This window comes from Desulfovibrio sp. X2, from assembly GCF_000422205.1.
Taxonomy (GTDB): Bacteria; Desulfobacterota; Desulfovibrionia; order Desulfovibrionales; family Desulfovibrionaceae; genus Alkalidesulfovibrio.
Genome location: NZ_ATHV01000035.1, coordinates 38,654 through 49,472, shown reverse-complemented (window position 1 = coordinate 49,472; position 10,819 = coordinate 38,654). Strand labels below are relative to the sequence as shown.

Below are 10,819 nucleotides of genomic sequence, written 5' to 3'. Positions count from 1 at the left end.
GTCAGCGAGGCCGAGTACGACCACGTGGTGGACCCCGCCAGGATGGTCAGGCCCTACGTGGCCGGAAAGGACTGAGGCGTGGGCACTGAGGCGCGGGCTGGACGAGAGAGAGAAGATGCCTCCGGCGGCCGGAGGGGGCTGCGCGCCCCCTCTGGACTCCCCTGTGCCAGGCTGAGCCTGGACCCCTTTCGCAAGCGGCACGGCTGACGACCGGGCAAGCGAAGCCTGGGCGTGGGGGGGCGGCGGGAACGAATGTGCCCGGGATTTTCCCGTGCCCCTCGCTGCGCTCGGACCGCGGAAAAATCCCGGGCACGATCGCCGTCGGGGCCCGGTTATCGGGACAGTCCCCCCGAACCCCTCGCCTTCCACCCAACTCCCATGCAAGCGCCTCTTCACTCTCCTCTGCCGGGAGGCTTCAAGGGTGCTCGCGATTCTCGCCGCGGGCGGAGGAGATGCGGGCGGGTGACGGCATACGGCAACGGCGCCTTTCCCGGTCGAGGGAAGCGAACCTGAAGACGTCCTCCTGGTCGCTCAAAAAGTGCCGGATGCAAGGAGCAAGAAGAATGCAAGCCCGATGCGTATGTTCCAATACGCGAGGGGTTGCATTCTTCGCAGCGACGCCGCAGACGGTGTTTTTTCAGCGGCCAGGAAGGAGGGATGGGGTGTGGGGAAGGGAGGGAAGGACCCCTTTTTAAAGGGGTCCTTCCCTCCCTTCCCCACGATTCAGGCGGGCGGCGCTTCTAGGAGCGGCCTCGGCCTCTCTTGATGTTGTAGACGCCGCGGCCTTCGGCCACGTGGAGGTTCGGGTCGTCGGCGGACCAGACAACGACGTGGGAGTTGCCGACCCTGTTGCCGAGCAGGCGCACCGAGGCCTCGGCGTAGAGGTCGCCCGTGGCGGGCCGCAGGAAGTCCACGCTCAGGGTGATGGTCACGAGGTTGTCCTCGGGCGTGCACCGGGTCCAGACGGCGAACCCGCCGCAGATGTCCACCAGCGTGGAGATCACCCCGCCGTGGATCATGGACCTGCTCGCGTGGCCGAGCAGCTGTTCCTGGTACGGGATGTACAGCCTGACCGACCCTTCCTCGATGTTGTCGACCTTGATGCCGAGCAGGGAGTGGAAGGGAAAGCCCCGCTCGATGAACTCCTGGAGGTGCCGTGGGTCCATGCGTCGTATCCTGTGGTCGGAGGGTTGGCTTCGAAACGGGCTGCGCCGTCCCTCGATCCATAGAACGCCGGGTGGTGAAAGTGAAGCGGGCGGGAGTTGCTCCCGCCCGCTGGTCGTGTGGTGTCGAGGGTCGGCGTTCGCCGCGTCTACGACTTGGTGCGCCGCCTGCGGCTGGCGATGAAGCCCACGAGGCCGGAGCCGAGCAGGATCATGGTCCCGGGCTCGGGGGTGGCGGTGGGGCCGGTCGGGTCGCCGCTGAAGGACCCGCCCTGGATGAACACGCCGGAATCCAGGACATGGTCCAGGGCGTCGGCGATCTGCAGCGAGATGGTGTGCTCGCCCGCGCCGAGCCCCAGGGCCTGGGCGCTGAGCACGGTGGTGAAGCCGTCGTACTGGGTGTCCTTGGGCACGGCCACGACCGGGCCGTCCGACCCGGAGGTGACGGAGTTGTTGATGTACTTGTCCGAGTTCTTGGTCAGGTTGACGTTGTTGATGGACACCGGGCTGTTGTCCGGCAGCAGGGCGATGTTCACGCCGTCGAGGAAGAATCCGAACACGTCGTTGAACGAGCCGACGTACTGGTTGTACTCCTCGGAGGCGAAGACGAAGTTGAAGAACAGGTTGTCCGTGGTCGAGGTGAAGGTGATGGTCAGGGTCGAGGCATCGAAGGTGTCGCCGCCGGACAGGGCGTCGAGCTGGGGAGTCCCGCCCAGGCCGTTGTCGCGGCCCGCGCTGGGCTGGTCGTTGGGCCCCTCGGCCAGGATGGCCTGACCGTTGGTCAGGATGATGCCGGAATTGATGCCGATGGCCCCGGCCGCCCCGGTGAAGGTGCCGGACGAGTCGGACGCGCCGGTGTAGCTGCTGCTGATGATGTTCACGCCGGACCCGAGGATGGCGTTCACCAGCACGTTGGCGTCGTTCGTCGGCGTCACGGTCATCGCCTGGGCAGGCGCCTGCAGGCACAGCAGGCAGACAGCCGCTGCAGCAAAAAGTAAAATCCTTCTCATTGGTTGCTCCTCCTGTCGAAAAATGCGTGCGGCAATGGGTTTGGCTGCAACCATGTTCTTGCACATGAAGTGCCATTGAATATCTGTTGTGAAATCATATTGTTGGAAATTGTCGGCGGTCAAAAAATGTCAAGAACGTCGACTGAAAGCGTCGCGGCGTGGGGGGGATGTGAATTTGTGAAGCGATTGCGGAGATTTGAGGTGTAAACTTTGCTGACAATGCGGGTCGACGACCCGGGCGGGGCGCGCCCGGCCGCCGGTGGGGCCTAGTCCTTGCCGGGCTTGTCCGGCGCGATTTCGGGCACGGCGAAGGGGCCTTTCCAGTCGGGCGGGGCGGAAAGGGTGAGGCCGGGCAGGGCGAGCTTCCAGGCGTGCAGGAGGAGCGGCGCGGGGTGCGGCGGGGAGCCGTACTTGCGGTCGCCGAGGATGGGGAAGCCGCGCGAGGCCAGCTGCACGCGGATCTGGTGGGTGCGGCCGGTGAGCAGCTCGACCACGAGGAGCGTGGCCTCGGCCTCGCGGCGCAGGGGGCGCACGCGGGCCAGGGCGATGCGGCCGGAACCGGCGCGGACCTTCTCGCGGTCGTGGCCCTCGGCCTTCTCCAGAAGGTCCTCGAGCGTCACGGCGCGGTCCTCGGGCCAGACGCCGCGCACCCAGGCGAGGTAGGTCTTGCCCACGGCGCGGTCCGCGATGAGCTCGGAGAGGCGGCGGCGCGCGGCGAAGGTCTTGCCCGCGAGCAGGATGCCCGTGGTGTCGCGGTCCAGGCGGTGCACGGGCGCGGGGGAGAGCCCGCTGCCCGCGTACATGGCCAGCAGCCGGTCGGCCGCGGAGTCCGTGAGCCCGGTGCCGCCCTGGCTGGCCAGGCCGCGCGGCTTGAACACCGCGACCATCTCCTCGTCCTCGTAGACGATGGTGAGCGGGCGGACGCTTTTGGGGGCGGCCTGCTTCGGGTCGGCGCTCGCGCCCGCGCCTTCACCCGCGTTCTCGCCGGGCGCATCGTCATGGGGGGGGATGCGCACCTGCTGTCCGGCCTCGAGGCGCTGGAAGGGCTTGGCCCGGCCGCCGTCCACGCGCACCTGGCCGGTGCGTATCCAGCGCTGCACGGCGGAGCGCGGCACGTGGCGGCCCGCCTTGGCCTCCAGGAACTGCAAGAGCTTCATCCCGGCCTCGGCCGGGGCGACCGCGACCGTGACCACGCCCGCCATGGTCAGGCCGCCAGCCCCGGCAGCCAGAGGACGATGCCGGGGAACATGAGCATGAGCGCGAGGCAGACGGCGAAGCCGAGCAGGAACCAGTTGCCGCCGCGGAAGACCTCGGCCAGCGAGACCCCCGGCGACATGGCCGCGACCACGTAGCTGGCGATGCCCACGGGCGGCGAGATGGCGCCCATGGTGGTGAGCACGCAGATGAAGGCGCCGAACCAGACCGGGTCGAAGCCGAGGGCCTGGGCCAGGGGGAAGAAGATGGGCAGGGTGATGAGCAGCAGCGCCAGCGCGTCCATGATCATGCCGCCCAGCAGGTAGATGACGCTGATGACGATCATCACGCCCCAGCCCGGCATGTTGAGGTGGCCCACGGTGTCGGCCACGTCGAAGGGCAGGCGCGTGACGGCCAGGAAGCGGCCGAAGATGACCGCGCCCATGATGATCACGAAGATCATGCACGAGACGCGCAGGGTGTCCATGACCGCGACCCACAGCCCCTTCGGGCCGAGCTTGCCCGTGGCGGCGTTCAGCAGGATGGACAGGCCCGCGCCCGCGGCGCCCGCCTCGGACGGGGTGAACAGGCCGAAGGCCATGCCGCCCATGACCAGGGCGAAGAGCACGAGCATCTCGGCCGAGCCGGACAGGGAGGCCAGGCGCTCGCGCCAGGTGACGCCCGGGCCCGCCGGTCCCCAGGAGGGGTGCAGGCGGCACATCCAGGCGATGATGAGCAGGAAGAGCGTGACCAGCAGCAGGCCCGGGACGACGCCCGAGAGGAAGAGGCTGGAGATGGAGGTGCCGGTCTGCAGGCCGTAGATGATGAAGACCACCGAGGGCGGGATGACCACGCCGAGCGTGGAGCCCGCGGCCACCGCGCCGGTGGAGAGGATGGGGCTGTAGCCGTACTTCTTCATCTCCGGCAGGGCCACGGTGCTCATGGTGGCGGCTGTGGCGGAGTTTGAGCCGGAGATGGCCGAGAAGCCCGCGCAGGCCATGACCGTGGCCATGGCCATGCCGCCGCGGATGGAGCCGAGCCAGCAGTAGGCCGTGCGGTACAGCCGCTGGTTGACCCCGGAGTAGAAGCAGATCTGCCCCATGAGCACGAACAGCGGGATGACAGTGAGGCCGTAGGAGGAGAAGTTCTCCCAGATCTCGTTGCCCGCGAGCCCGAGCGCCGCGGGCAGGCCCATGACGTGCCACAGCCCGGCGAAGCCCACGGCGGCCATGGCGAAGCCCACGGGCATGCGCAGGAGGAAGAGCACGGCCATGAGCAGGCCGATGCCGCCGACGCCCTCGAGCATCATGTTCACGACCGCGCCTCCGCATGGGGGGCGCCTGCCCCGCAGTCCGCCCTGCCGCCGCTTCCGGACCCGGCGGCCGGGCAGAGCACGGTCAGGAAGTCCACGAGCAGCACCAGGGCCATGACCAGGCAGCCGCCGCCCACGGCCCAGACGAAGGGGTAGTAGGGCATGCGCAGGGTCTCGGAGAGCTCGCCGGTGGAAACCATGAAGTTGCCGAGGTCGATGACCTCGTAGCCCGCGGCGGCGAAGAAGGCCGCGCTCAAGAGGGCCGAGACGGCGTCCAGCGCGCGGCGGATCTTGGGCGGGATGCGCTCGTCGAGGATGTTCACGGCGATGTGGCCCTTGGCCAGCTGGGAGTAGCCCAGGGAGAAGGCCGCGGCCACGGCGCCGAAGAAGCCCATGAGCTCGTAGGAGCCCTCGACGGGATGGTCGAAGACGCGGCCCGCGATGTTGGCGCAGGCCAGGGCGACCATGGCCAGGACCGCGACGCCCGCCACGGCGGCCAGGGCGTTGCACGCCAGGGCGCGCAGGCGCAGGAGGGCGCCCAGGGGGGCGCTCCTGGAAGAGCGGATGGATGCTGCCGTCACGTCGTCTCAGCTCCGAAACGGGCGAGGGCCGCCGGGCGCGCGCCCGCGCGCATCATCGTGCGCGCGGCGCGCCGGGCGACCCTGCCGCTTGCCGGTTGCGCGGGGTGCTGCCGTGTCCGGCCTATTCCCCGCCGTACTTGGCTTCGTTGGCCGTCTTGGCCGCCTCGATATCCTTCAGGATCGCGTCCGCGGGCAGGCCCGCCTTGGTCGCCTCGAGCTTCCACTTGTCCACCAGCGGGGCGATCTCCTTCTTCATGGTCGCCTTGTCCTCGGGAGACAGCCTGTAGACCGCGATGCCGAAATTCTGCTTGGACCAGTCCAGCGCTTCCTTCACGTGCTCGTCCCAGTACGTGCCGGTCCACTCGGCCTGCTCGAGCGAGAGGTCGTCGATGACCTTCTGCACGTCCTTGGGCAGCGAGGCCCAGGCGCGCTTGTTCATGATCACGGCGAAGGGGTAGACCGGCAGGTTGGTCACGGTCTCGTAGCGGCACATCTCCGCGAAGTTCATGTCCTTCAGCACCTCGAAGGAGGTCAGGAGCCCCTTGACCACGCCCTTCTGCACGGCCTCGGGCACGTCCGGCATGGGCATGGACACGGGCACGGCGCCGAGCGCGGCCAGGATCTCCGAGAGGTTGCCCGCGCCGCGGATCTCCATGCCCTTCAGGTCCGCCAGGGTCTTGATGGGCTCCTTGGCCATGAGGTTCGAGGGCGCGGAGGTGAACATGGCGACGACCTTGACGTCCTTGAACTCTTCTGGATGGTACTTCACGTACATCTGCCACAGGGTGACCGAGGCCGCCGCGGCGGAGGAGAAGCCGAGCGGCTGGCTCATGGCGAAGGAGAAGGGGAACGCGCCGGGCTGGTACGACATGGAGATGCAGCCGATGTCGGCCTGCCCGGTCTGCACGCCGCGGAACATGTTCTTGGCCGTCAACAGGGTGCCGCCGGGGTAGGTCTGCACGCTCACCGCGCCGTTCGTGCGCTTCTCGAGCTCCTTGGCCCAGCGTTCCATCTGGATGCAGGGCACGGTGGACGCGGGCGGAAAGTTGGCGTAGCTCAGGACCCGGGCGGCGGACGCCGGGGTCGCGACGGCGAGTCCCGCGGCCAGCACGGCTGCGGCGAGGACGGCGACGAGTGTGCGCATTCGGATCTCCTCCTGAATGAGATGCGTGGCTTCCCTGTCTTTTTTGGCAAATCCGTCAAGCACTGGTGCCTACATGAATCACCCGCAAAAGGCAAAGCCCGCAAAGGCGCGCACCACATGGTCCCCTGAGGGTTCCGGGGGCCGGGCGTGAGCCCCCGCCTGCGCTCCTTCCGCCTGGTCTGCGCCCCGCGCGAGGTCGCGGCCGTGGAGGCCTGGCTCGCGGCCGAGGGCTTCGCCTTCACGCCCGAGCCCTTCCATCCGCTCTGCCGGGTGCTCACTGCCGAGCCCTTCGCGCTGGGCGAGTCGCAGGCCGCGCGCTTCGGCTACCTCTACATCCAGGACCGCTCCTCCATGCTGCCGCCGCTCATGCTGGCGCCGCGGGAAGGGGCCCAGGTGCTGGACATGTGCGCCGCGCCGGGCTCCAAGACCGGCTTTTTGGCCCAGCTCGCGGGCCCCTCGGGCTTCGTGCTCGGCAACGAGCCGGGCCGCGACCGCCTGCCCACCCTGCGCCAGAACCTGCGCCGCCTGAACCTGGCCCAGGCCGCCACCTGCTCGCACCCCGGCGAGGAGCTGCCCCTGCCAAACGGCGCCTGGCCCTTCATCCAGCTCGACCCGCCCTGCTCGGGCTGGGGCACCGAAGAGAAGAACCCGAACGTCAAGGCCATCTGGACCGCGGAGAAGGCCGTGACCCTGGTCCGGCTGCAGCGCGAGCTCCTCGCCCGCGCCGCGCGCCTGCTCGCGCCGGGCGGGCGGCTCCTCTTCTCCACCTGCACCACCAACGAGGAAGAGAACGAGGCCCAGGTGGAGTGGGCGCGCGACGAGCTCGGCCTCGTGCCCCTGCCGCTCCCCGAGCCGCCCGGCTTCGCGCTGGAGACGCCGCGCCGCGGGCTCTCCGGCGTCCTGCGCACGGACATGAGCGCGGGCGCGGGCCAGGGCTTCTTCCTGGCCCTGTTCACCCGCGACGGCGCCCCGGGAGACGGGGCCGCAGATTTCGACGCCGCCCCGGACGCCCCCCCGGAGACGAATGAGGCGCCTGCCGCCCAGTCCAAGGGCCGCAAGGGCCGCGGCCGCGCGAGCCGCGAGGGCGGCTCCCTGCCGGGCCGCCGTCTGGACCATGCCGCGCTCGCCTGCGGCCAGGGCGTGGCCCCGGCCTGGGAGAACCTGCCCCCGGGCGAGGTCTGGGAGTTCGGCGGCCAGGCCTGGTTCCTGCCCGCCCGCGCCCTCTCGCTGCCCGCAGCGCTTCGCTGGCAGGGCTTCCCCCTGGGCAAGGTCGCGGCCGGGCGCTTCCGCCCCGTGCCCACCTGCCGCCTGCTCCTGCCGCCCTGGACCCCGGGCGCCGGGCTCGACCTCACCGACCCGGCCGAGCTCTCGGCCCTGCTTTCCGGCCGGAGCCTCGACCGGGAGCTTGACGCGGACGGCGGAGCGGGGCTCTACTTCAGGGGGTTGCCGCTCGGCTGGCTGACCAGGAAGGGAAGGCGCGCGGTCTGGTCCGACAGATAGGGCCGGTCGCGCGCATGGCCGCGTCCGGGCGGGAGAGGACTTTCGCATCCGCACAGTGGAAGGAGTGAAGCAGTGATCCGCGACGCATTCGAGGGCGACATGCCCGCCATTCTCGATATCTACAACGACGCCGTGCTGACCTCCACGGCGGTCTATTCCTACCGTCCCCAGAGCCTGGAGGACCGCCTCGCCTGGTTCGCGCAGAAGAAGCGCGACGGGCTGCCCGTTCTGGTGTACGAGGTGGTGGATGGGACCTCTGCCGAAGGCGCGGGCCGCGTGGCCGGATTCGCCACCTACGGCCAGTTCCGGCCCTGGCCCGGCTTCAAGTACACCATGGAGCATTCCGTGTACGTGCACCGCGACTTCCGCGCCCGGCGCATCGGCAGCGCGCTCCTGGGCGAGCTCGTGCGCATCGCGGACGCGCGCGGCGTGGCCACCATGGTCGCGGGCATAGACGCGGGCAACGCGGGCAGCCGGGCGCTGCACGAGCAGCTCGGCTTCACCGAGGCAGGCGTCATCCGCAAGGCGGGCTACAAGTTCGGGCAGTGGCTGGACCTGGCCTTCTACCAGCTCCAGCTGCGCGGCCCGGCCACCCCCACGGAAGACGACGACGAGGACTGAGCCCCCGCGCCGACGCGCGGGGCGGCACAAGGAGATACGCCATGCCGCACGACGCGGACGCAACGACCCGTTTCAAGCGCCAGGCCGGAGAGGCCGCGGCGCAGGAGGTCCGCTCGGACATGGTCGTGGGCCTCGGCCACGGCTCCACCGCCGTCTGGGCCCTGCGTGAGATAGGCCGCCGCCTGGCCGCCGGGGAGATAACGAACGTGCGCGGCGTACCCTGCTCGCGCGCCGTGGCCGAGGACGCGCGCGCCGCGGGCATCCCGCTCCTCGACCTGCCCGGCCCGGACGACGAGGCCACCGGTACCCCCTTCATCGACCTGACCATCGACGGCGCCGACGAGGTGGACCCGGCCCTGAACCTCATCAAGGGCGGCGGCGGCGCGCTGCTGCGCGAAAAGATCGTGGCCCAGGCCTCGCGGCGCGAGATCATCGTGGCCGACGCGGACAAGCTCACCTCCGCCCTCGGCACTCGCTTCGCCCTGCCCGTCGAGGTCCTCGCCGACGCCGCCGGGCTCGTCGCCCGCTTCCTCCGCCGCCTCGGCGCCGAGCCCGCGCTCCGACGCCGAAAGGACGGCTCGCCCTTCGTCACCGACGCGGGCAACCACATCCTGGACTGCCGCCTCTCCCCCCTGGCCGCGCCCGGCGCGGCCGAAGACCTCGCCGCCAAGCTCGGACAGCGCGCGGGCATCGTGGCCCACGGACTCTTCCTGAAGCTGTGCGACGAGCTCGTCGTCGCCGGGCCGGACGGCCTGAAGCGCCTCTCCCCGCCCGCGCCGACCGAACGGTAGGCGCAGGCAGGGAGCAGAAGAGTGAAGAGGCCTCCGGCGGCCAGAGGGGGCTGCGCGCCCCTCTCTGGACTCTCCCGCGCGGGGGATTATCCCCCCGGCTGAGCCTGGACCCCTTTCGCGCGCGGCACGCCGGGCGGCTGGCCGGAAGGCAGCCTGGGCGTGGAAGGCCGCGGGCCCGCTCTCCGTCACCGCCGTCGGCAGGCCAAGCCGCGTTTTTTCCCGAAGGTCCTTGCGGCGCCCCTTGTCCGCATTTAAGCTTTTCGCGGACCGTCTCCGGCTGCCCGCGCCTGGGAGGGTTCTGCGGGGGCCCGGGACCGGGCCGCGCGAAGGGAGGTGGAGGTGACGCAGAGGCACACGCATGGGATTTCGAGCCACGACCGGGCGTTCGCCGTGGGCATCGCGCTCAACGTGGCCTTCGTCCTCGTCGAGGCCTGGTTCGGCTTCGCTGCCGACTCCCTCGCCCTGATCGCGGACGCCGGGCACAACCTGAGCGACGTCCTGAGCCTCCTGCTGGCCTGGGCGGCGGCGTGGCTCTCCGGCCTGCGCCCGACCTCGCGCTTCACCTACGGCTTCGGGAAAAGCTCCGTCCTCGCCTCGCTGCTCAACGCCTCAATCCTCTTCATCGCCGTGGGCGCCATCTCCCTGGAGGCGGTGCAGCGCTTCGGCAGCCCCGAGCCCGTCGCCACGGGCACGGTCATGCTCGTCGCGTCCGTCGGCATAGCCGTCAACGCCGCCACGGCCGTCATGTTCCTGCGCGGCAGGGAGAAGGACATCAACATCCGCGGAGCCTTCCTGCACATGGCCGCGGACACCGTCGTCTCGGTCGGCGTCGTCGTGGCCGCCGGGCTCATGCGCTGGACAGGCAGGCAATGGATCGATCCGCTGCTCAGCCTGGTCATCGCGGCCGCCATCGCCGTGAGCTCCTGGGGCCTCCTGCGCGAGTCCCTGCGCCTGACCCTCGACGCCGTGCCCGAAGGCATCGACCGGCGCGCCGTGAAGCGCTACCTGGCGGCCCTGCCCGGGGTCGAGGCCGTCCACGACCTGCACATCTGGGCCCTCAGCACGACCCGCGTCGCCCTCACGGCCCATCTCGTGCGCCCCCACGGCGGGCCGGACCACGAGGGGGCCGACGCCTTCCTCGACGAGGTCGGCCGGGAGCTGCACGACCGCTACGGGATCGGACACGCCACCATCCAGCTCGAGCACAGCCCCTGCGAGAACGGCTGCTCCCTGCCGCCGGAACGCTGAGACGCCTCGTGCGGACCGTCTTCGTCCGCCCGGAACGCGCGGGCGGGCGATGCCTCCGGCGGCCAGAGAGGGGCTGCGCGCCCCTCTCTGGACTCTCCCGCGCGGGGGATTATCCCCCCGGCTGAGCCTGGACCGCTATTTCGCCTCCCGCCGCGGCCGCCGGATATGGGGATGAGCGCCGGACCGCGGGGATAGGCGAAGGATTTCGCAGGGACCGCCCGGGGGGATAGGGAGGGTTTCCCGGTGGCGCGCGGC

Annotated in this window: 10 protein-coding genes; 4 read left to right on the top strand and 6 right to left on the bottom strand. The window is 70.3% G+C overall.

Features of this window, described 5'->3' with window-relative positions:
* Nucleotides 1–740: 740 nt before the first annotated feature.
* The 6 genes from DSX2_RS11735 to DSX2_RS11710 all read right to left on the bottom strand — a co-directional run bounded on the left by DSX2_RS11735 (nucleotide 741) and on the right by DSX2_RS11710 (nucleotide 6,404).
* Nucleotides 741–1,166: a PaaI family thioesterase gene (locus DSX2_RS11735; RefSeq protein WP_020881316.1), complete on the bottom strand. Its 426-nt coding sequence runs from the start codon at nucleotides 1,164–1,166 to the stop codon at nucleotides 741–743.
* A 146-nt stretch (nucleotides 1,167–1,312) separates the two neighbouring features.
* Nucleotides 1,313–2,098, bottom strand: a complete 786-nt coding sequence (locus tag DSX2_RS11730) for a choice-of-anchor L domain-containing protein (RefSeq protein ID WP_152512929.1) — start codon at nucleotides 2,096–2,098, stop codon at nucleotides 1,313–1,315.
* 341 nt (nucleotides 2,099–2,439) lie between these two features.
* A complete protein-coding gene (locus tag DSX2_RS11725; RefSeq protein ID WP_020881314.1) occupies nucleotides 2,440–3,375 on the bottom strand; it encodes an RluA family pseudouridine synthase in 936 nt (311 codons plus the stop codon).
* Nucleotides 3,376–3,377: 2 nt separating this feature from the next.
* The gene (locus tag DSX2_RS11720) at nucleotides 3,378–4,682 is read right to left on the bottom strand and encodes a TRAP transporter large permease (RefSeq protein ID WP_020881313.1); all 1,305 of its coding nucleotides are present in this window, start codon (nucleotides 4,680–4,682) and stop codon (nucleotides 3,378–3,380) included.
* Complete coding sequence (locus tag DSX2_RS11715) at nucleotides 4,679–5,260, bottom strand: TRAP transporter small permease (protein WP_020881312.1); 582 nt, start codon at nucleotides 5,258–5,260, stop codon at nucleotides 4,679–4,681. Before DSX2_RS11715 ends, DSX2_RS11720 begins: the two co-directional genes overlap by 4 nt.
* 121 nt (nucleotides 5,261–5,381) lie before the next feature.
* Nucleotides 5,382–6,404 carry a TRAP transporter substrate-binding protein gene (locus DSX2_RS11710; protein WP_020881311.1) on the bottom strand — a complete coding sequence of 341 codons (1,023 nt, stop codon included), beginning with the start codon at nucleotides 6,402–6,404 and terminating at the stop codon, nucleotides 5,382–5,384.
* A gap of 147 nt (nucleotides 6,405–6,551) precedes the next feature.
* On the opposite strand from DSX2_RS11710, the gene DSX2_RS11705 reads away from it, so the two are divergent.
* The 4 genes from DSX2_RS11705 to DSX2_RS11690 all read left to right on the top strand — a co-directional run bounded on the left by DSX2_RS11705 (nucleotide 6,552) and on the right by DSX2_RS11690 (nucleotide 10,564).
* The gene (locus DSX2_RS11705) at nucleotides 6,552–7,904 is read left to right on the top strand and encodes an RsmB/NOP family class I SAM-dependent RNA methyltransferase (RefSeq protein WP_020881310.1); all 1,353 of its coding nucleotides are present in this window, start codon (nucleotides 6,552–6,554) and stop codon (nucleotides 7,902–7,904) included.
* A gap of 72 nt (nucleotides 7,905–7,976) precedes the next feature.
* Nucleotides 7,977–8,525: a GNAT family N-acetyltransferase gene (locus DSX2_RS11700; protein WP_020881309.1), complete on the top strand. Its 549-nt coding sequence runs from the start codon at nucleotides 7,977–7,979 to the stop codon at nucleotides 8,523–8,525.
* 41 nt (nucleotides 8,526–8,566) lie between these two features.
* Nucleotides 8,567–9,316, top strand: a complete 750-nt coding sequence (gene rpiA, locus DSX2_RS11695; RefSeq protein ID WP_020881308.1) for a ribose-5-phosphate isomerase RpiA — start codon at nucleotides 8,567–8,569, stop codon at nucleotides 9,314–9,316.
* Nucleotides 9,317–9,655: 339 nt separating this feature from the next.
* Nucleotides 9,656–10,564 (top strand): cation diffusion facilitator family transporter, encoded by a 909-nt coding sequence (locus tag DSX2_RS11690; protein ID WP_020881307.1) that lies wholly within the window; start codon nucleotides 9,656–9,658, stop codon nucleotides 10,562–10,564.
* Nucleotides 10,565–10,819 lie beyond the last annotated feature (255 nt).